Here is a 20,961-nt window from a genome sequence, read left to right on the forward strand (position 1 = left end):
GGCGGCCAGCATTAAACCCCCTTATTCGATAAAAACCGCATTAATCGACGAGGGAAGACGGTATAGTAATATTCGAAGGATAGGCGTACCCGCGGACCGTGAGAACATCCAAACGATTAACCATCGGCGTGCTGTTCGGATTTCACATCTACGAGGGATCCTATCCCGCACAATTCTGCTTCCCCATCATCCGCGGGATGCAGGCGGCGGCGCGCGACAAAGGCAACAATCTACTGGTTGGGTGCGGAGTGGGTCTCCGGGTGGGAGCCAACGTTCACCGTCCGGCTTGGCCGGAGGTCGATCCGGATGTGGAATTTATTCCGATCGGCCCCTGGAACACCGACGGCCTCGCGGTTGTGGTTCCGCTGTTGACGGAAAAGAAGATGCGGTACACCCAGCGGTTGATCGAGGAAGGATTTCCCTTGATCTACCTTGGCGGCGATTCGGGCCCTCCGGCCATTCTGGTCGACAACGAGGGGGGTATCCGGCAAGCCATGGAACATCTGGTGCGGCACGGGCACCGGTCGATCGCCTTCATCGCGGGCGACGATTTGGATGCGGGCGACAGTTATGCCCGGTTAAAAGCCTACCGGGAGGGGGTGGAGAGATACGGGTTGAACCCGGATCCGCGGCTGGTGGAGTACGGATACCACTGGGTCAGCGGCGGATCCGAGGCGTTGCAGCGGATACTGCAAACGGGGGTGGATTTCACCGCGGTGATGTGCAGCAACGACCTGTCGGCGGTGGGCGCGATCCGGGCGTTGCGGGAAGCGGGGCTCCGAATACCGCGGGACGTGGCCGTGACGGGATTCGACGACGTCTTGGAAAGCCAAGCCCAGGTCCCGCCGCTGACCAGTGTTCACTACCCGTTGTTTGAAGCCGGTTACCGTGCGGTATTGATGCTGAACAAGAGGATTCTTCAAGGACCGGGATCGCTGCCGGATGTTACCCCGGTCGCCACCCGCCTGGTGACGCGGCAATCCTGCGGCTGCATGCCGAAGATCGCAGCCCAGACGACGGCGGATTCCATTTCTCCGCAATCGGACGCCGCCCCGGCCGGGGAGGACGTCCGGGACAACCTGGCGCAAGCGATGGTGGAGGCGCTGCAGGAGGAAGATCCGCGTGCGGCGGGCGCAGTTCTTCTTCCGCTATGCAAACGCCTGGCGGACGGCTTCCTGGAGAGTCTGACAAGCGGGGACGCCGCCGGTTTTCAAGATGCGGCGGCTGAAGTCCTCCAACAAATTGAGGTTTCGGGCGAGGGGAACGCCCACATCTGGCAATCCGCGGTCACCGTTATGCGCCGGATGACGCGGCCCTTGCTGAAGAAGGGCTGGGATCCGGCTTTACGCGAACGGGCGGAAAGCCTGCTGCATCAGGCGCGGACTCTGTTCAGTGAAAGTGCGGACCGGCGCTGGACGCAGTTGCTGGTGACCCGGACCGCGAATGAAGAAACCATGGGGTTGCTGACCGCGCGCTTGATTTCTTCAACGACGGAGGAGCAGGCCTACGAGGCGCTTCGGGAAGGACTGCCGCAAGTGGGCGTACGGTCGTGCCATGTGGCCTTCTTCGAGCCGCAGGGGGAGGATCCGGTCGCTTTCAGCCGGGTGCGTCCGCTGGCGTACGACGAGCCGGCGATGAGGTTCGAAACGCGCGGGTTTCCGCCGCCGGGGCTGTACCCGGACGGCGAAGCTTACAGCCTGGCGCTGCTGCCGATGTCGTTCCGCGACGAGAAGCTGGGGTACGTGGCCTTCGATGGGGGAAACCTGGATCCGCTGGCGGTGTTGGTGCGGCAGCTCGCTTCCTCGCTGCTTAACGTCCGCCTGCACGCCAAGGTGTTGGAACTCTCGTTGACGGACGGGATGACCGCGGTGCACAACCGGCGGTACTTCGAACTCATGCTGCAAAAAGAAACCGAGCGCAGCCGTCGGTATGCGCGGAACCTGGCGGTGATCATGATCGACATCGACCGCTTCAAGGATTACAACGACGCGTTCGGGCATCCGGCGGGGGACGAAGCGCTCAAGGAAGTCGCCCGATGCGTCGAGCAGTCGGCACGCCGCGGCCTGGACGTGGTCACCCGCTACGGCGGCGAGGAATTTGCGATCATTCTTCCGGAAACGGATGCCCGCGGAGCGCGGGTGGTGGCGGAAGACGTCCGCGTCCAGATCGAACGGAACGGGGTGTTCCGGAGGCCGCTGACGGTGAGTTTGGGAATCGCGTCGATGCAGGGTCAGCAGATCCGGCCGGAGGAACTGGTGGACCGGGCGGACCGGGCATTGTACCGGGCCAAATCCGAAGGACGGAACCGGACCGCGGAATATTTGGAAGGGATGGGTACTCCTGCGCATGCGGAGCAGGACCTTGCGAGCGGCGCGGGTCCGTCTCCTTCAAGGGCCGACGACGGCTAGCAGGAGCCTGCGCGGCGCCGGGCTGACCAAGGTACGATGTCCGCTCCCGCAACCGCTCCCCTCAGGCATTCTCGAGGTAGCGCCCGATTTCCCAGTCGGTGACGTGTGTCCGGTAATCCTCCCATTCGGCCGCCTTGGCGCGGACGAAGGCCTCGTACAGTTCCTTCCCTAGGGCTTCCTGCAGCACGCTGTCTGCGGCGAGGGCTTCGAGGGCTTCCGCCAGTGAACCGGGCAGAATGGGAATGCCCCGTTTCGCAACCTCCTCCGGAGTCAGATGATAGATGTTCACGTTGTTGACGTGCGCCGGGGGCGTTAATTTCCTTTCCACTCCGTCCATCCCGGCGGCCAGCATCGCGGCGAAAGCCAGGTAGGGATTGCAGGAAGGGTCCGGATAGCGCAGTTCGATGCGCGTGGCTTTGTCTTGCCCGGGCGTGTAGCGCGGGATTCGGATCAGCGCCGACCGGTTGACCTGCGCCCAGCAGACGAACACCGGCGCTTCGTAGCCGGGGACGATCCGCTTGTAGGAATTGACGCTGGGCGCCACCAGCGCGCACAGGCCCCGGGCGTGTTCGATCAGCCCGGCCATGAAGGCGTATGCCGTCGGGCTGAGGTGGAACTCGTCCTTCGCATCGAAAAAAATGTTGCCGCCGTTCTTGTCGAAGATGCTCATGTGGGTGTGCATCCCCGATCCGTTGATCCCGAATACCGGTTTGGGCATGAAGGTGGCGGTAAGGTTATGGACGTTGGCCACCGCCTTGGCTGTGTATTTTAGCGTGATGACGTTGTCGGCGGTGACCAGGGCGTCGGCATATTTAAAGTCGATCTCATGCTGGCCGAGCGCCACCTCGTGGTGCCCCATCTCCACGTCCAAGCCCATAGACTGCAGCGCCATCATGATCTCGCTGCGCACCCGTTGGGCCTCGTCGCGCGCGGAAAAATCGAAGTAGGATCCGCTGTCGTGCGGGACCGGGTGAATCGAATTCCCGTCGCGGCGGAACAGGAAGAATTCCGGTTCCGGACCGGTGTTAAACAACCACCCCTTTTCGCGGGCTTTGGCGAGCATCCGCTTCAGCGAGCCGCGCGGGTCGCCGGGAAACGGGGCGCCGTCGGAGGAATGGATGTCGCATAGGATCCTCGCCCGCTTGCGCTCGGGCTCGCTCCACGGCAGCACCCGATAGGTGTCCGGATCCAGGCGCAACAACATGTCGGATTCCTGGATTCGCGCAAATCCCTCCACCGACGAGCCGTCGAACCAGACTCCGTTGGCCAGGACGTCGTGCAACCGGTCGGCGGGCATATCGGTGCTTTTCACCGTGCCGGTGACGTCGGTGAACTGCAGGCAGATGAATTTTACGCGGTCGTCTTGAATCCTTTTGAGCAGATCTTGTGCCATGGGAGTCTCCGATCGGTCGAATCCGCCGGACGATTGACACGCCGGCTGGGGGGTGGATGGGGGCGATTATCACCGCGGCCGAGAGGGGTGTCAACCCCGGTGTCGGCTCCCTCCGGATCCGCGGAGAACTCGGAAGGTTGTATTCGACCCCGTGATCTTCCGCGGACTCCATGGATGGAAACTGCGATGCAAAGCGTTGCCGATTCCGGTTTTGACCTCCTTGATCCATCCCGGAAAAAAGGGACATCCCCGGTTCGTGGGAACAGGGGCGCCCGGGGCTGGAGGATGTCCCGCAAACGTGTCCGCGCAATTCCGGCGGCGGGACGGGCGGGAATCCGGAACGACGGTCGGCCTGGCTTTCCGCGTTGGGTGCGGATTACAATCCTCGGATATGGCGGATCAAGCGCGCGCACCGACGTTGACGGTTTTGGGCGGCGGGCTGGCCGGCAGCGAAGCGGCCTGGCAGGCGGCCGAGCGCGGCATCGCCGTTCGGCTGGTGGAGATGCGGCCGGGGAACGCCACCGGCGCCCATCGCGGCGGCGACCTGGCCGAATTGGTTTGCTCCAATTCCCTCGGATCGGCCCTTCCCGATAGGGCCGCCGGCGTACTGCAGCACGAACTCGAGCGGATGGGGTCGCTGTTGATGGCTTGCGCCAGGGAGTGCGCCGTTCCGGCCGGCGCCGCGCTGGCGGTGGACCGGGAGCGGTTCGCGCGGTTGGCGACCGAAAAAATCTTCGCCCATCCGCGGATCGAGGTTGTCCGGGAGGAAGCCGTGCAGATCCCGTCGGGTCCGGCGGTCGTCGCCACCGGTCCGCTTACCTCCCCGGCACTGTCGGAATCGCTCCGCACGCTGACCGGAGTCGATCACCTGTATTTCTACGACGCCGTCGCCCCGATCGTCGTCGCGGAGAGCATCGACCGCCGGATAGCTTTTTCCGATTCGCGCAACAGCCTTTCCGCGGATTATCTGAACTGTCCGTTGAACGGCGAAGAGTATGCGCGCCTGGTGGAGGAGTTGGCGCGCGCGGAGACCATCCCCCTCCAACCGTTTGAGGAAGACATCCGCCGCGGCGTGCGCGCCGGAACGCCCAGGTTTTTCGAAGGCTGTTTGCCCGTCGAGATCCTGGCGCGGCGGGGGCCGGAGACTCTGGCTTACGGGGCGCTGCGGCCGGTCGGATTGCGCGATCCGCGTTCCGGCGAAAAGCCCTGCGCGGTCGTCCAATTGCGGCAGGAAAACGCCGCGCGGACGCTCTACAACCTGGTCGGATTTCAAACCAATTTAAAAGAAGCCGAACAGCGGCGGGTGTTCCGCATGATCCCGGGGCTGGAGCGGGCGGAGTTCGTCCGCTATGGGCAAATGCACCGCAACACGTTCCTCAACGCGCCGCGCCTTTTGCTGGCGACCCTGCAGTTCCGGGACCGTCCGGACCTATTCTTTGCCGGACAGTTGACCGGCGTCGAGGGGTACGTTGGGAACATCGGCACCGGCCTGCTGGCCGGGCGCAACGCCGCGCGCCTGCTCCGCGGACTCGCGCCGATCGTACCGCCGCCGGAGACGATGCTCGGCGCGCTGTGCCTGTACGTCACCCGGGCGGAGGAATCCCACTTCCAGCCGATGAAGACCAATTTCGGCCTGCTGCCGCCGGTGCGGATCAAACGAAAGCGCCGGCTGGAACGCAACCAAGCGCATGCCGAGCGGGCATACCGGGCGTTTGAGGGTTGGATCGAGCGGGGCGGGTTGCAGGATTAATCCCGTTCGTCGGATTGCACCGGCCGCCGGCCCTCGGCGGTCCTGTCCGATCCGGCGCGGGCCTGCAATCCCTCCGGCGGGAAGGAGGGCTCCGCTTTTGGACGGACGCCGCCCGCGAATCCGTTGAAAGTTCTGTTGCGAGGATGGACGCAATGACCAAACTAGAGGCCAACGGTAGGGGATGGCCGGAACGGATCGTCATCCGCGTGACGCTTTGTTCAGCCGCAATCGCCGCTTTCTCCGCCTGCATGCCTGCGGCGCCGCGCGACTTCTCCGGGGAGCGGGCATTCTCCCTGGCGCGGGAGTTTCTGGATTTCGGGCCGCGGGTTTCCGGTACGGACGCCAACCGCAAAGCAGGCGATTGGATCGCCGCGGAAGTATCGGCGGCGGGGTGGGATTCCTTCTTCGACGAAGGCGAATATATGAATACGCCGGTACGGAACGTCGTCGGCCGGAAAGGCGGCGGACCGATCCTGCTTCTGGGCGCGCATTACGACTCGCGCCGCTGCGCCGATCAGCCCCGCGGAGGCTGCCCGGAGCCGGTGCTGGGCGCCAACGACGGCGCCTCCGGCGTCGCCGTCCTGTTGGAGCTGGCCCGCACGCTGGAGCTGGATTGGGAGCGGCGCCAGGTCTGGCTGGTGTTCTTCGACGCGGAAGACAACGGCGGTCTTGACGGTTGGGATTGGATCGCCGGTTCGCGGCAGTTCGCCCGGCGCGTCCGCCAGGACATGGCCGCGGGCGCGCAATTTACGGCGATGATCCTAGTCGACATGATCGGGGATGCCGACCAACAGATTTATCTGGAACGAAATTCCGATCCGGCCTTGCGCGGGGAGATCTGGGCCGCCGCCGATGCTTTGGGATTCGGGGCCTTCTTCATCGCCGAGGAGAAATACCGCATGATCGACGATCACATACCGTTCCGCGAGCTGGGCATTCCGGCGGTGGACATCATCGATTTCGACTTTCCCTTCTGGCATACGACGGAGGACACGCTGGATAAAATATCCGCCGCCAGCCTGGAACGGGTCGGCCGGACGGTGGAGGTCTGGCTGGAAGGCGGCGCCCCGGAGGATCGGTCGGGAATGGGCGTCCCGGCCAAGCGCGCCTCCGATGCGTGACCACGCTGATTGCTTGGGGCAAGGTCGATGGCGGCACACTCCGGGCAGAGGGAGGCGGGAAGGCATGCGGCCAAGATGAAATCCCGCCGTCCGCCGATGTTGTCCTGGCTGGCCGCCGCGATTGCGCTGGCCGCGGCTCTGCTTCTCATCGTGGGCTTCTTTCTGCACATGCCGACGGAGGGCACAACCCTCGCCCTGGATTGGATCAGCATCCGGGCCGGACTGGAGGATTGGGATCTGGCCTACGCCGTCGAGAACGGTCTGCGCTACCCGCCGTGGAGCGCGGCGCTCCTGCTGCCGCTTGCCCAAATCCCGATGGGAGCCGGATGGGGAGTGATTGCCTTCTTAACGCTTGCGGTCCTGTCCCTGTGCCTGCCCGGGGGAACCAGGCCCGGGAGAACGCGAATCTTGGCGATCTTTGCGTTGGCGCTTTCCTATCCCGCCCTGAGGACGATCGCCGACGGGAATATCGAATTTCTCGTCCTCGCGGGGCTGGTGATCCTGGAAAGGGGGCTGATCGGGAAAAAACCGGTTCTGGCGGGCGTCGGCCTATTGCTTGCCGCCACCAAGGTCCAGGAAACATGGATCCTGATCCTGGCCCTCCCGCTATTGGCGGGCAAGGAATGGTTCCCGCGGAGGGGGGCGGGCGCGCTCGGGACAGCGGCGGCGGTCGGCCTGCCGGCGATGGCTTGGCGGGGGCGCGAATGGCTGTTGTCGATCGTCACCTCTCCCTTTCGCGGCAGCATCATGGACAGCTCGCTGCTTGCCACCGCCCAGCGGTTGATCGGGATTCCATGGGCGGCTTGCTTGATCTGGTGCGGGATGGCTGCGGCGACGGTGTTTGTCTGCGCCCGGCACTTGCGCGGGTTTTCGCGCGAGGCGTTCGGTTTCCTCCTTGCCGCCTCGCTGCTTCTGGCTCCGTACGCCGCGGGGAACAACGTCCTCATCGTCTACGCGCTGGGCGTCGTTCCCATGCTGGTGCTCCGGCGCGGGGAAGGAATCCTTCTTGCGGCCTTGGTAAATCTCCCCTTTCTCCTGATCCCTTTCCGCGAGCTGAACTATCAGTGCAGCGCGTCGTATTGGACTCTGGTGTTGCTCCTGGCATGGCTGCTTTTCGCCCTCCGGCTGCGGGAGAATAGAAAGAAAGGACCTTCCGCGGCGGGCGTGATCGGAGGAGGGGAAAACACCCGGGGGGAGGCGGAAACGGCGGCGGTTTCTGCCGGGAGGGGATTCGGATTCCGAAAACGGCAAAACAGTGGAATTCGCTTTTGCTTGACACTGGGAAATTTCCCGGGGTAGAATACCCCCCTTGCAGACGGGCCTGTAGCGCAGTTGGGAGCGCGCTTCAATCGCACTGAAGAGGCCGAGGGTTCGAATCCCTCCAGGTCCACAGGAACACAGCCGCGGTCCCTGCCGAACACGAGCGGCGGCCGCGGCTGCGGTTTTGCGGCGGCAAAGGGATTGCACAATCGGGACCGTCGGCGGCAGGGCGGGTGCGGAAAAGTCGTTGACGCCCGGCGGTTCGGCGGGTAAAATTGCCGCTGGCTTGGGCCCATAGCGCAGTTGGGAGCGCGTCTCAATGGCATTGAGAAGGCCGAGGGTTCGAATCCCTCTGGGTCCACCACAACACAAACGGCCGCAACCGAAGGTTGCGGCCGTTTGTGTTTCACGCCCGCTCCGGCCGTGGATCCGCGGATTTCATTCCTTGGAGAGGTTTCCCCTTTTTTTCCTTGGCGGTTTCCAGATCGCCGATCGGTTGCGACCGGAGGCTTTGGCCTGGTACATCGCCTGATCGGCGCAGGCGATCAGATCCGCGCCGGCGGTTGCGTGCCTCGGATAGGCGGCCACCCCGCAGGAGATCGTGGCTTTCACGCCGCCGTAGCCGAGGAGGACCGTGGTCTCCAGAAAATTGCGGCGCCACTTTTCGGCGATCTGATGCGCCAGTTCGACCCGCACCTTGGGCAGGATGGCGAGGAATTCTTCGCCGCCGAATCGGAAGATGATGTCGCTGGCGCGGCTGTTTTCCGTCAGCAGCGCGGCGAGGTTCTGCAACACCGCATCTCCGGCTTTGTGGCCGAAGGCGTCGTTCACCCCCTTGAAGCAGTCGATGTCGATCATCACGAAACTCACCGGATATTTTTCGCGCGCCGCCACCGCCAGCTCACGGCGTAGGGTGGCTTCCAGGTAGTGGCGGTTGTACAGCCCGGTGAGTGAATCGTGGACCGCCATCTCTTCCAACTGGGTCTTCAGCCGCTGAATCTCCTCCTCCGTGCGTTTGTGATCGACGATCACCCAGACGATGTCGGCCAGTGAAGAAAGCAGTTCGGCGTCGGACGCGGTGTAGGGCACAGGCTTGTTTCCGATCCCGAGGACGGAAACGATTCTTCCGCCGTGGAAGGTCGGGACGGCCAGTTCGCGGACGATCGGCGGGTGGCCGTCCGGCATTCCTTTTCGGTCGGGGAGCGATTCGAAATCGTTGTAGATGACCGGCGTGCGGTTGCGGAGGCAATCCGCCCATGCGCCGGCGCGCTCCAGCGGGAAGTGCCTGCCGCCGCCCTGCGCGCGGCAGGCCTCGCGGCGGGTACGGGTCGACCAAGCCTGCCACGAGGGGGTGGTTTCGTCTTCCGCAAGGAAATGGTAATAACTGATCGAACTCCCGGTAATCGCTTCGATTTCGTCGAGGGCTTTCTGCATCAATGCCTCCACCGTGTGGTCGATGGAGTATTCCCACAGGTTGATCCGCAGGCGCAGGGTCTCCTCGGACCACTTCCGCTCCGAGATGTCCAGCGCGCTGCCGATGATGCGGTAGATGCGGCCGGATTCTTCGCGCACGGGCGACAGGGTGGTGTGGACGAATTTTCGGCCGGCGGGCAGGTCGAAGCCCTGTTCCAGGGTGATCGGCTTGCCCTCCTCCAGGCAGCGCCGGCATGAGGCCAGCATCTCCGCCGCCGTTTTTTCGGGAAATGCCTGCACGAGGGATATTCCGTCATGGGATTCGCGGGGAGCTCCGGTCATTTTTTCCATCGCAAAGTTGCTTTCGCGGATGCGGATGCCGCCGTCTTCCAGCACGTCGAGGATGAAGAGCCCCTGGGCGGAGCTTTCGAACACTTCCCGGAAATTGGCTTCGCTGCGGCGGAGATCCTGCTCCACCCGTTTCCGCTCCGTGATGTCGCTGACGACGGATAAAATGTAGGGTTCCCCCGCGAGCAGGATGATCTCACCCGAATACAGGCATTGTCGGACGCCCCGCTCCTTGGTCCGGAAGTTGTACTCCAGGTTGCGCACGCGGCGGTTTTTCTGCAGCAGGGTAAAGCACTCTTCTTCGTCCCGCGGATCCGCCCACAGCGACCGGGGAAGCAGGAGACTGGAGAGCGCCTCTTCGCGGGCGTACCCCGAAAGCTTACAGAAGCTGTCGTTGACGTCGAGCAGGCGGCCGTCGCGGGCGCCGGAGATGACGATGGCTGACGGGCTGAAACGGAAGGCGTTGGAGAATTTTTCTTCGCTTTCCCTCAGCGCCTGCTCCACCTGCCGGCGGATGAGGATATCCCGCTCGAGGTCGGCCGAGAGGCGCAGGTTTACCATCAGGGAAAGGGTGAAGGTCAGGGCGACGAACAACATCTGGTAAACGATCAGCGCCGTCAGGTCCAGGTCGTTGGAGCGAAAGAAATATTCGCCGACCGGCAGGAGGAGGTTCACCGCGATCCGCACCAGCGCCGTCAGGCAGAAGCCGAGGAAGACGAGGCCGGCGCCCCAGCCGAGCGGGCGCATGCTCGGATCGGCCCGGCGGAACACCAGCCAGGCGCATTGTCCGCAGACGGCCAACGAGGCGATCGAAACGTTGATGTTGCGCGCGGCGAGGGAAGGATTCCCGAAGAAAAAAAAGGCATGCGTTGAGAGGAAAGCCGCAAACAGAAGGGCATTTTGCCATTGCGGCCCGGGTTTGCCCACAAACTGTTCCAGGCCGATAAAGAGAAAAACGCCGCAGGCGATCAGAAGCCCGTTCCCGGCGATCACCGGCACCGCCTCCGGAAGCCGGTCGCGGAAGAGAATCAGGAACGCCCCGATGAACTCCAAGAAGTAGCTTCCCAGCCAGAATCCGGTTCCGGAAAACCGGTTCCGGCTCCTCAGCCAGAGGGTGAAAATGACGGCCAGGCAGACGGCGTTGAGGACGGTGTAGCTGATGATGACGACCAGGAGGTAAAACGGATCCATCCGGCACCTCGCAGGATCGGCGGAGAGGGCGCCCGGGAACAGTGTACGCCCGTCGCGCAGGAAGGACCAATCCGGTCCGGCCGGCGGAGATTCAGGCGGCCGCCGGCGGCTCTGTTCTCTGATAGACGGCGGACCGGTTGCGGCCCGAGGTTTTCGCCAGGTACAGCGCCCGGTCCGCGGCGGCGATCAACTCCGCGGCGGATCCTCCGTGCGCCGGGAAGGCCGCGATCCCCAAGGAGATGGTGGCCTGCACACCGCCGTACTCCAGCAGCATGGTCGCGTTCCGGAATCCGGTCCTCCATTTTTCGGCGACGCGGAAGGCCGCATCGGGCTTGACCTTGGGAAGCATGGCGAGGAATTCCTCCCCGCCGTAGCGGAAAATGATGTCGCTGGCCCGGCTGTTCTTCAACAGCAGGCCGGCCAGCTCCCGGAGCACCCCGTCTCCGGCCTTGTGGCCGAAGGTGTCGTTGACCCGCTTGAAGTGGTCGATGTCGAGCAGGATGAAGCTGACAGCGTATTTTTCGCGCGCCGCGCGCGCCAATTCGCGCTGGAGAGTAATGTCGAGGTAGTGGCGGTTGAAGAGTCCGGTCAACGAATCGCGGACGGCCATCTCCTCCAGCCGCCGCTGCAGCCGGTGGATTTCCTCGTCGGTCCGCTTATGGTCGACGATCGTCCAGATGATGTCGGCGATCGAATCCAACAGGACGGCGTCGCGCTCGTCGTACGGCGAGGGTTTGTTGCCGATCCCCAGCACCGAAACGATCCGCCCGCCGTGCAGGGTCGGCACCACCAGCTCGCGGTGCACGGCGGCGTGCCCTGGCGGCATGCCTCTCCGACCGGGGAGCGCCGCATAGTCGTTGTGAATGACCGGCTTCCGCAGGCGGACGGCGTCCGCCCAAACGCCCGCCCGGTCCAATTCGTAATGCATACCCTTGCCTTCCGCCCGGCAGAATTCGCGCAGGGTCCGGGTGGACCAGGCTTGCAGGGCGAGGGTTTTTTCGTCCTCCATGACGAAATGGTAGAAGCTGATCGCGCTGCCGGTAAGGTCCTCAATCTCGTCGAGCGCCTTGCGCATTAATTCCTCGACGGTGTGGTTCGCCGAATATTCCCAAAGGTCCAGCCGCAGGCGGACGATTTCGCGGGCCCGGTGCCACTCGCTGACGTCGCGGACGATCGAAAGGATGTGCGGCTCGCCGGCCAACTCGATCGTCTCGGCAGATATCAGGCAATGCAGGACTTCCCCGGATTTCCTGCGGAAATCGGCTTCAAAATTGTGCAGCCGGCCTTCCTTGGCGAGCGCGGCGACCATCCGCTCGCGCTCGCGTGGGTCCGCCCACAGGGAAAGCTGGAGGGTGGAGCTGTCCATCGCCTCGTCGCGGGCGTATCCCGACAGCCGGTCGAAACCGTCGTTGACCTCCAGCAGCTTCCCGTCGCGCAGGCGGGTGATCAGGATCGCGTCCGGGCTGGCATGGAAGGCCGTGGCCATTTTTTCCTGCGCGACCCGAAAATTCTCCTCGACCCGCCCCCGCACGGCGATATCCTCCTCCAAATCCGATCTCAACCGGCGGTTCACCATCAGGAAGAGGCTGAAGGTGAGCGCGACGAACAGCATCTGGTAGGTCATCAGCACCAGGGTGTCGTAGATCCCGGATTGGAAGAAATCGTTGCTGGATGGGACAGCCAGGTCCGCCGCGATGCGGAACACGCTGGCAAGGACGTAGCCGATGAAGATGATTCCCGCGGTTTGGGCGTTAGGGCGCATCTGTGGATCCGCCCGCCTCAGCATTAGCCAGGCGCATTGGCCGCAAACCGCCGTCAGGGCGAGGGAAAGGTTGATGTTGCGGGCTGTTAGGTTCAGCGAGAAGACGTAGAAATAGACCTGGAGGGCGAGAAAAACCGCCAGGAGCAGGGCGTTGTGGATTTGGGGTCCCCGTTTCCCGTGAAAACGCTCCAATCCCAAGAGCAACAAGATGGTCCCCGCGACGACCAGTCCGTTGCCGAGCAGAACCGCCACGATTTCCGGAATCCATGTTCGCACGGCGATCAACACGACGGCCGCGAATTGCATGCTGTAATCCGCCAGCCAAAAGCCGAGTCCGGAAAACCGCGTCCGGTTCTGCCTCCACATGAGAAAAATTACCAGCAGGCAAATCGCGTTGCTGAAGATGTAGCTGGCCATCACGGTCCGGATGTCCAACGGATTCATAGCCCTCCCGGTCGAATCCGGCAGTGCGGGTTTCGGTTAATAGTGTACGTCCATCCCGCCGGACTCTCAACCGTTTTTTGGGAGGCGGCTTTTTGGGTGGATTCGGTCAGGAGGTTCCGGCGCGGGCGGGGGGCGACGCGCGGGACGCCAAGGCGGCCAGACTTGCCAGGAACCCGACGAACAGGATCCCCGCGCCGGAGAGATAGGGATAGTGGATGTCGAGGTCGAAGGCGAGCCCGGCCCACAGCGGGCCGGCGATCCGGCCGAGGCTCATCGCGGAGTTGCTCAACCCCATAGTCATGCCCTGGCCGAGCGTCGCCCGGCGCGAGGTGAGGGAGAGCACCGACGGCCGGAGAAAAGTCTTCGAGAGGATGAAGAAGCCGGTCGCAAGAATGATCGTAAGGTAGGAACTGGCGGCCAGCAGGACCAGAAAGCCGATCGAGCCGGCGAGAAGCGAGCCTTTGATCATGGCCGGGTCGCCCCAGCGCAGGGTGAGCGCGCCGGTGAAGATCTTGCCCAGGGTGGATACCAGCCCGATGACGGTCAGCAGGACGCCGATTTCCCCGGGGCCGAGTTGGAATTTCACCAATCCGTACAAGCCGAACACCGCTTCGAAGTTGGCCAAACCGAAGCTGGCGAGGAAAGCCAGAAACAATAAGAAAAAGACCGGGCTCCGCCGGAGGTCGGATACCGCCCGATGCAGGTTTGGCCTCTCCGACGCGTTCCCGGCCGGCCGTCCGCCGGCTGGGAGCGATTCGGGCAGAAACGCAAGGACCAGCGGGACGGTGACCAGGGCTATTCCCGCCCCGGCGAAGAACGGCGTCGGGAGCGAGACGGTCGCCAGCGCTCCGCCGAATCCCGGGCCGAGGATCAGGCCCAGCCCGCCCGCCGCGCCGAGGATTCCCATCCCGCCGCTGCGCTCCTTCTGCGGGATGCTGTCGCCGACGTAGGCCATCGCGCTCGATGAAGCCGCTGCGGTCAGGATCCCCGACAGCGCGCGGAACAGGTACAGCATCCAAAGCTCCGTGGCAATTCCGAAGAGGATCAGCGAAACGGCGAAGCCGAACATCCCCAGGGCGAGCACCGGTTTTCGTCCAATGCGGTCTGAGAGTCCGCCCCACATCGGCCCGAACAGGAGCTCGGTCGCGGCGGCGACTGCCACCAGCAAGCCGAGCTCGGTCCCGCCGCCTCCCAGGTCGGAAATCAGAAACGGAAAGACGGGGATGACCATCCCGAAGCCGAGCGAGACGACGATCAGGGTCAAGGAAAGGATTGCGACGTTTTTATTCATCCCCGTGAACATCTTTGCTTCCCATCCTCTGCATCAGACCGCTGAGAAAGCCGCCCCCCGGTGTCCTTATTCCCTTCGGATTGGGGGGCGCCGGGGGGGGGCGGCGCGTTTGCAGCAAGGATCAATTCCCGCCGAGCGTGACGGTGCCCGCACCGCCGTCGACGGTGACGGTCTGCCCGCTGCGGATCCGCTTGGTCGCCACGCCGATTCCCAGCACGGCCGGGATGCCGTACTCGCGCGCGACGATCGAGCTGTGGCTGAGCGGTCCGCCGATATCTGTGACCACGGCCGAGGCCAGGGAGAAGAGCGGCGTCCAGGCCGGGGTGGTGATCGCGGCGACCAGAACCTCGCCCTGCCGCATCTGGTCGAAATCTTCCGGTCCGCGCAGAACCCGGGCGGCCGCGGTGACGACGCCGGAGCTGGTTCCGATTCCGTGCAGGAGGTTCTCAGCCTGTTTGCTGTCGTCCGCCGCCAGGAACGAGTCGACGTTGATGCCCAAAAATTTGCTGGAGGGCGGCAACGCCGGCGGAGGTACGACGGTCCGGCGGATTTTCCATAGGTCATGCCGGCGTTGGGCAAGCTGTTTGCTGTCCGGCAGCGGTTGTCCGTTATCCAGGGCGTTTGCGGCGGCTTCCAGTTCCGCTTCCTCCAGCCAGAAGACCCCCCCGGAGTCGGAGATCATTCCTTTTTGAGTCAGGCGTCTTCCGAGTTCGAAAAGCAGGCCGCGCAGCAAGGGGTATCCCCGGCCGATTTCGGCGATCCCGTCCTCGCGCAGCGGCGCCTGCGACTGGGCCCAGCTCAGAGCCTTCTCGAAGGCCCAGCGCTTCCATCCGCCGAGCCGCGCACGCACGGAAGCCAGCGCTTGTTCCCGCGCCTCCCGCAGTTCTTTCTCCCGCTCGTAAGGGCTGCGGGTCTTGCCGCCGAGATACAGCCTGAGGTTCTCCACGATCGGTCCGGGTTCGTCCATCGGCAGGGACTCCGCAAAATCCATGTTGTAGATCGAATACCCGAAGCGCCGGAGATGGTCTTCCATTTTGCGCCGCCATTCCTCCCAATCCGCGGAGGGTACGCCGGGGGGAACCACGCCGCTGGTATAGGCGGCGACGATATCCGCGGCGCAGGTTCCGGTCAGATACCCTGCCAGCGCCTCTTTCTGTTTGGATTCCATCGCCAGGTCGTGGAGGTTCTTTTCGGCGCGCAGAGGGGCGTTTTCAAACCCCATCAGGAAAGTCGAAGCCGGCGGATCGCCTGTGCGCTTGACCAACTTTTCGTAAACCTGCGTGAAGAGGCCCTCGCTGCCGGCGGACGGGCCCATCGTGCTGGCCATCAGCGCGCCTAAGTGCACGGCGTATCCGCCGAGGACGTCGTGGGCGCCGTCCAGAAGCTCGTGGGCGGAAAGCGTAGAGGGCGTTTTTCCTTCCCAGCGGGCGATGGCATCCCGGTACGCCGGGATGCCGACCTTCCGCCAGTACGGCAGGCCCTTGCGCAGCAACGGCAGCATGTTCGGCACCATGTAGCGCAGCATCGCCCACCATTCGGAGGGCGAAAAGCTGACCTTCATATAGGCGAATCCGCCGATGGTCAGAAGGTAGTTGTCCGGGATGACCTTTTCGGAGCCGAACAGATCCTTGGCCATCCGGCGGTTGCCTTCCAGAAAATGCCGGATGCCCAGCGTGGCGAACAGCGGGCTGATCGGCCTCGGAAGCAATTCGACGATGCTGGTGCGCATGTATTGGCCCTTCGGGTCGGGAAGCTCCCACGCTTGGATGGGTTCTTCCTGCCGGGGCAGGGCGGTGATCGGCCGCGCTTGCAGCAGGTAAATTTTTCCGCCGCGGATCGCCCATTCGATATCCATCGGCGCGCCGTACATCCGCTCCACGCGCGCCCCGAGTTTGACCAGCTCCAAGGCTTGGCGGTTCCCGATCGCCGCAAGCCTTCGCCGCCGCTCGGGAACCGGCTGTTCCTCCGTTCCGCGGTCGAGCAACACTGTCATCACCTGCTTCTCGGCGGTCTCCCGGGTGAGGATTTTCCTTCGTAGTTTATCGACCGTGACCGTGTCCGGCGACACCAACCCGCCGACGACGGTTTCCCCGAGCCCCCAGGCGGCGTTAATCACGGCTTGGTCGCGCCTTCCGTTCATCGGATTGGCGGTGAATAAAACCCCCGACACCTCGGCGGCGATCAATTCCTGCACGACCGCCGCCAGGCGGACATCTTCGTGCGGAATGCGGTTTCGGATCCGGTACCCGATCGCCCGGGCGGTCCACAGCGAAGCCCAACAGCGCCGGACGGATCCCAAGACGGCTTCGGCTCCGCGGACGTTGAGGAAAGTCTCCTGCTGGCCGGCAAACGACAACTCGGGCAAATCCTCCGCAGTCGCCGAGGAACGCACGGCGACGGCGGGATCCCGGCCGGGAAGGGCCGCATAGGCCGCCGCAACCGCGCTCCGGATCTCCGGCGGCATCTCCGCGGAAAGGAACAAGGCCTGGATGGCTTGCGAACATTTTTCCAACGAGGCCGGAGCATCGGGATCCGCCGGCTGAAGCGCCGAGCGAATTCCCTCCGCGAGCTGATTGTCCTCCACGAATCGTGCGTAGGCGTCGGTGGCGACGGTAAACCCGTCTGGAACCGGAAGGCCGGCGGATATCATCCGGGCCAAGGAATACGCCTTCCCGCCGGCGGAGGCGATTGTCTGGCCCGGCGCAGACAGCGGAAAAACGAAGGAATCCTCGTGGAAAGTCTCGGTGTTCGGTTTATCCGTCATGGTGTGATTCTCCTTTCATGCCGTCGGCCGGCAGGCGTCTCACCAGGAGGATGATGGCGCCCAGGTCCCAAATCTTTCCCAGGATCCCGCGCAGACCGGACTGATCGGGCAGGGGGCCGTAGAGAACCGTTTCGGAGGCGCCGGTTTCCGTCTCGACGAAGGAAACCGCCATCCCTTGCAGCCAATCCGACCAAGCGGGATCCAACCGTCCCTCGATCCGGATTTCATAAACCGCGCGACGGTCTCGCCCTGTCCGCCAGCCGCTTTGCGTTTCCCCGATCCGCCGATCCATGCTTCAGCCTCCCTGGACTTTCGTTTCCAGTGTATTGCATGGGCGGAGATCCGCCATATCCCGAAAGTGGTAGAAGCGGTGGTAATTCCGTTGTTTTGTTAGGGGGTGGGAGTTACCCAAGCCATCCGGCGGTTTTGGCTTTTGCCAGCGCCTGGGTTCGGCTCTTCACGCCGAGCTTGCCGTAGATATTGCGGGTGTGAACCTTAACCGTGCCTGGGGAAAGCGATAAGCGTTTTGCGATCTCCGCATTCGAAAGCCCCTCCGCGATCAGCTTGAGCACTTCCAGCTCGCGCCGGCTGAGCAGGGGCGGTTTTCCGGAGGCGGATGAGGGCGGAGTGGGCGGGCAGGCGGCCAGTAATTTCTCGGCATACCCGGCCGACAGGCCGCGGGCGATCATCTCGCGCAGGAGGTGCGCCATCGCGGCGCCTTCGTCGGCGAAGAGTCTGACGTATCCTTCCGGTTCGGCGATGCGGAAAGCTTCCTGCAAATGGGAGCACGCCTTGGAAAGGTTGCCGGAGGTTTGCCAGGCCAACGCTTTGAGGACGAGGATCTGAAGGACCAAGTCCACTCGCTGCAGTTGTTCGGCTTCCGGCAGCCAGGCGTCCAGGAGCGTCAGCGCCTTGGCGGCTTGGCGGCGGAAGATGTACCAGCGCGCCAGTCCGATGTGTTCGTATTTGCGGATATGCAGGTCGTCGGGATTTCCCTTTCGCCGGACATCCGCCGGACCGCGGTCCGTCTCCACCCCCCGCTCGCGGATCCAGCGGCGCACGCTGTCCCCGTCGCCGAGTGCAAGATCCAACTGCGCTTCCTGCAGGGCCACGGCGAAATCGTCGACGGCCGTGATCCGGGTGCGGTCGGCCGAGATCCGGGCTTCGCGCAGCGCTTCCCGCACTCCGTTCCAATCGCCTTGGCTGAAACGGATTCGGCTCAGGACGAGGAGGGCGTCCACCAGCCGCGATTCGGTCCACGGCCGAACCAGGGCGATCGCCTGCGCCAGTTCGCTGTCGGCTGCCGCGAGATCGTTCCATTCGCGGTGCAATTCGCCGGTGACGATCAGCGCCAACCCGGCGGCGGGCGTGGGTCTTCCCGGCGCCTCGGCGGCCAAGTCCAGCGCTTTGCACGCCAGGGAAAACGCTTCTCGCAGCCGGCCGCGCCGGATCCAAAGCTTGGCAGATCCCGCCAGCGCCATGGCGGCGATAACCGGGGTGCGGTTTTTCTCCGCCCGGCGGGCGATTTCGGAGAAGATTCTCAAGCCTTCTTCCATGTTTCCTTCCGCCAGGCGCGACGACCCCAGGCTCAAGCCGGCGATGCTCCAGAGGGAAAGGTTGTCTTCCTCGATGCCTTCGAGCGCTTGTTCCGCCAGCCGAACGGCGAGGGGCAGGTTCCCGCGAACGTATTCGATCATCGCCTGCACGGCGGTGGCTTTGGCGGCGGTGGCACGGTCGAGTCCGCCGGCTTCGGCCGCCCGCAGCCGCTCCTCAGTCTCTTCCGTCGATCTTCCGCTTTGAAGATAGGCCCAGGCCTGGTAAATGCAAAGCAGCGCATGTCGGTCAAGCGTTTCGGCCGGAATCCCTTCCAACAACCGCAGGAAGGCGGCGGTCCTCCCGCGAAGGATGTACTCCTCGGCGCCGTCTTCGATAAGCCCGGCCGCCCGCTCGTACTCGCCGATCGGGAGCAAATGCTTCACCGCTTCTTCGATTTCTCCATTAGCTTCAAACCAGTCCGCGGCCGTGCGGTGCAGGCCGGGAATATCCCGCGGGCGTTCCTGGAGCAGGCGGCGCTGAAGCATATCGGCGAACAACCGGTGGTATCGGTACCAGGTCCGGTCTTTATTCAACGGGCTGATAAACAAGTTGGATTTTTCCAGCTGCTCGAGTACGGGCGCCCCGCCGGCGCCGACCGTTTCGCATAACCCTGCCGTAAATCGGTTCAAGAGGGACGTCCGTAAAAGAAAATTCCGGATTTCCGGCGGCTGGCGCCGCCAGACCTCGTCCATTAAATAATCCAAAATATACCGGTTCCCGCTTTTAATCGATTGGATCCACGCCGACGGATTCTCATCCCGCTGCATCGAAACCGCGGCCAACTGCATCCCGGCGAGCCATCCCTCGGTGTACTCAGACAGGGCGTGAATATCGGTTTGGGGGATCTCGACCGTCATGCTTCGGCGGAGGTATGCGGCGGTTTCCTCGACCGTCAACCGCAGGTCTTCCTGGCGCAGTTCCAGCAGGTCCCCGCGCGCCCGGTAGCGGCCGAGGGGGAAGGGTGGATCCGCCCGCGACGAGAGAACCAAGGTCAGGCCGGGCGGAAGGTGATCGAGGAAGTAGAGCAGCGCTTGATGAATCCGATCCTCGGCGATCAGGTGGTAATCGTCGAGAATCAGGACGAAGGGCGAGGCCGCCTTCGCCTGCCGGTTAATCAGGCCGGTGACGACGGATTCGGCGAGTTCCCGGGGAGGCCGGAGGAAGGGAGGAATCGGGTCTTGTCCGTCCGCCGGAACGCCGCAGACCGCCGCCGTCAGGTATTCCAGAAATCGGGAGAGGTCGTTGTCGCCTTCATCCAGCGCCAGCCATCCGGACGGTACCGCCAATTCCTCCGCCCAGGAGCTGAGGAGCGTGGTTTTGCCGAATCCGGGAGGGGTGGAGACCAGGATCCAGCGGCGTGCAAGGCCCGCGTTCAATTGACGGAGGAGCCGCTCGCGGGGGATCCATCCGGACGGGACGGGGGGGCGGATCAGCTTGGTCACCAGCAGGTCGGTCGGCACGGTGGGCACTCGGAAATTGGAGAATCGTTCCGATTATACTTCCGCGCCGTTCCGCCCCTTGGTCCGGATCCCAGCCGCAACCGAAAAGTGTGCGGACCGCTCTCCGGCGTTTTTGGGAACCCTTGGGAACCCTTAGGGTTCCCAAGGGTTGCGCCAACCCTTAAGAACCCTTAGGGTCGGCGACCGGCCCCTCCCTTGCCAAACGGACGGAACCCTTTTATAGTTGGGTGGCAAGAAATTCATGGTCGGCGTCAACCCGGAGCAGTAAGCCGTCCGCCAGAGATCGGGGTGCAAGGGTGCAAGCCCCGTCCGCGCCCGCGGAGCGCAACAGGCCGAACTCGCCGGATCGTCCCTGGGCATTCTCCCAAGGGGCCGCGCCCCGCAGGTGAACAAGAGTAACCTGAGGCGGGTATGCCCGTTACAGCAGATAAGTGACCCCGCCGCCACCCTGGTCCTTCCGGAATGGCATGCGGGGTAATCAGGGTGGTACCGCGAATCCCCTTCGCCCCTGGCGATGGGGATTTTTATTCCCTTTTCCTCCTCCCCTGTTCATCGAACCCCGGCGGATGCGGGAAGGACCAAGAGGGGCCAAGGAGTCGCGCATGCCCGCACCAAAGAAAAAAAACAAAGCCGTGAAGAAACCGGCAACCCGAAAAGCCGCGGCGCCGGCAGGAAAAAAGAAAAATGCTCTCGCCACTTCCACCGCCAAGAAGCGGTCGACGCCGTCGAAACCGGCTTCCGCGAAGCGCGCGGCTGCGTC

At 63.8% G+C, this 20,961-nt stretch carries 11 protein-coding genes and 2 tRNA genes; 6 read left to right on the forward strand and 7 right to left on the reverse strand.

The genetic code is table 11. The features are described from left to right. The first annotated feature begins 98 nt into the window (after positions 1–98). On the forward strand, positions 99–2,408 hold the full coding sequence (locus tag JW929_06905) for a GGDEF domain-containing protein (GenBank protein ID MBN1439122.1): 2,310 nt from the start codon (positions 99–101) through the stop codon (positions 2,406–2,408). A gap of 61 nt (positions 2,409–2,469) precedes the next feature. Here JW929_06905 and JW929_06910 read toward each other — a convergent pair whose 3' ends face one another. Beyond that, on the reverse strand, positions 2,470–3,801 hold the full coding sequence (locus tag JW929_06910; protein ID MBN1439123.1) for a glutamine synthetase: 1,332 nt from the start codon (positions 3,799–3,801) through the stop codon (positions 2,470–2,472). Positions 3,802–4,192: 391 nt separating this feature from the next. On the opposite strand from JW929_06910, the gene trmFO reads away from it, so the two are divergent. The 5 genes from trmFO (at position 4,193) to JW929_06935 (ending at position 8,296) form a co-directional block, all read left to right on the forward strand. After that, positions 4,193–5,551 (forward strand): methylenetetrahydrofolate--tRNA-(uracil(54)-C(5))-methyltransferase (FADH(2)-oxidizing) TrmFO, encoded by a 1,359-nt coding sequence (gene trmFO, locus JW929_06915; GenBank protein MBN1439124.1) that lies wholly within the window; start codon positions 4,193–4,195, stop codon positions 5,549–5,551. Positions 5,552–5,703: 152 nt separating this feature from the next. Then, positions 5,704–6,672, forward strand: coding sequence for a M28 family peptidase (locus tag JW929_06920; GenBank protein MBN1439125.1), 969 nt, complete (start codon positions 5,704–5,706; stop codon positions 6,670–6,672). 75 nt (positions 6,673–6,747) lie between these two features. Next, positions 6,748–7,971, forward strand: coding sequence for a DUF2029 domain-containing protein (locus JW929_06925; protein ID MBN1439126.1), 1,224 nt, complete (start codon positions 6,748–6,750; stop codon positions 7,969–7,971). An 18-nt stretch (positions 7,972–7,989) separates the two neighbouring features. After that, positions 7,990–8,062: transfer RNA gene (locus JW929_06930), tRNA-Ala, on the forward strand. Between the two features lie 158 nt (positions 8,063–8,220). After that, positions 8,221–8,296: transfer RNA gene (locus JW929_06935), tRNA-Ala, on the forward strand. Between the two features lie 74 nt (positions 8,297–8,370). Here the strand turns inward: JW929_06935 and JW929_06940 are convergent. The 6 genes from JW929_06940 to JW929_06965 all read right to left on the reverse strand — a co-directional run bounded on the left by JW929_06940 (position 8,371) and on the right by JW929_06965 (position 20,201). After that, positions 8,371–10,884, reverse strand: a complete 2,514-nt coding sequence (locus tag JW929_06940) for a diguanylate cyclase (protein MBN1439127.1) — start codon at positions 10,882–10,884, stop codon at positions 8,371–8,373. Positions 10,885–10,975: 91 nt separating this feature from the next. Further along, positions 10,976–13,090 (reverse strand): diguanylate cyclase, encoded by a 2,115-nt coding sequence (locus JW929_06945; protein MBN1439128.1) that lies wholly within the window; start codon positions 13,088–13,090, stop codon positions 10,976–10,978. Between the two features lie 106 nt (positions 13,091–13,196). After that, entirely contained in the window at positions 13,197–14,381 is a 1,185-nt protein-coding gene (locus JW929_06950) for an MFS transporter (GenBank protein ID MBN1439129.1), read from the reverse strand. A 121-nt stretch (positions 14,382–14,502) separates the two neighbouring features. Further along, positions 14,503–17,145 carry a hypothetical protein gene (locus JW929_06955; protein ID MBN1439130.1) on the reverse strand — a complete coding sequence of 881 codons (2,643 nt, stop codon included), beginning with the start codon at positions 17,143–17,145 and terminating at the stop codon, positions 14,503–14,505. After that, positions 17,135–17,437: a hypothetical protein gene (locus JW929_06960; GenBank protein MBN1439131.1), complete on the reverse strand. Its 303-nt coding sequence runs from the start codon at positions 17,435–17,437 to the stop codon at positions 17,135–17,137. Before JW929_06960 ends, JW929_06955 begins: the two co-directional genes overlap by 11 nt. A gap of 112 nt (positions 17,438–17,549) precedes the next feature. Next, positions 17,550–20,201 (reverse strand): hypothetical protein, encoded by a 2,652-nt coding sequence (locus tag JW929_06965; protein MBN1439132.1) that lies wholly within the window; start codon positions 20,199–20,201, stop codon positions 17,550–17,552. Between the last annotated feature and the right edge of the window lie 760 nt (positions 20,202–20,961).

The sequence above is a fragment of the Anaerolineales bacterium genome (assembly GCA_016928575.1).
Lineage (GTDB): Bacteria > Chloroflexota > Anaerolineae > Anaerolineales > RBG-16-64-43 > JAFGKK01.

What these genes read in the sequence shown, in the direction of transcription:
- JW929_06910 (MBN1439123.1), bottom strand. Translation starts at nt 3,801, where the DNA reads ATGGCACAAGATCTGCTCAAAAGGATTCAAGACGACCGCGTAAAATTC.
- trmFO (MBN1439124.1), top strand. Translation starts at nt 4,193, where the DNA reads ATGGCGGATCAAGCGCGCGCACCGACGTTGACGGTTTTGGGCGGCGGG.
- JW929_06920 (MBN1439125.1), top strand. Translation starts at nt 5,704, where the DNA reads ATGACCAAACTAGAGGCCAACGGTAGGGGATGGCCGGAACGGATCGTC.
- JW929_06925 (MBN1439126.1), top strand. Translation starts at nt 6,748, where the DNA reads ATGAAATCCCGCCGTCCGCCGATGTTGTCCTGGCTGGCCGCCGCGATT.
- JW929_06940 (MBN1439127.1), bottom strand. Translation starts at nt 10,884, where the DNA reads ATGGATCCGTTTTACCTCCTGGTCGTCATCATCAGCTACACCGTCCTC.
- JW929_06945 (MBN1439128.1), bottom strand. Translation starts at nt 13,090, where the DNA reads ATGAATCCGTTGGACATCCGGACCGTGATGGCCAGCTACATCTTCAGC.
- JW929_06950 (MBN1439129.1), bottom strand. Translation starts at nt 14,381, where the DNA reads ATGAATAAAAACGTCGCAATCCTTTCCTTGACCCTGATCGTCGTCTCG.
- JW929_06955 (MBN1439130.1), bottom strand. Translation starts at nt 17,145, where the DNA reads ATGACGGATAAACCGAACACCGAGACTTTCCACGAGGATTCCTTCGTT.
- JW929_06960 (MBN1439131.1), bottom strand. Translation starts at nt 17,437, where the DNA reads ATGGATCGGCGGATCGGGGAAACGCAAAGCGGCTGGCGGACAGGGCGA.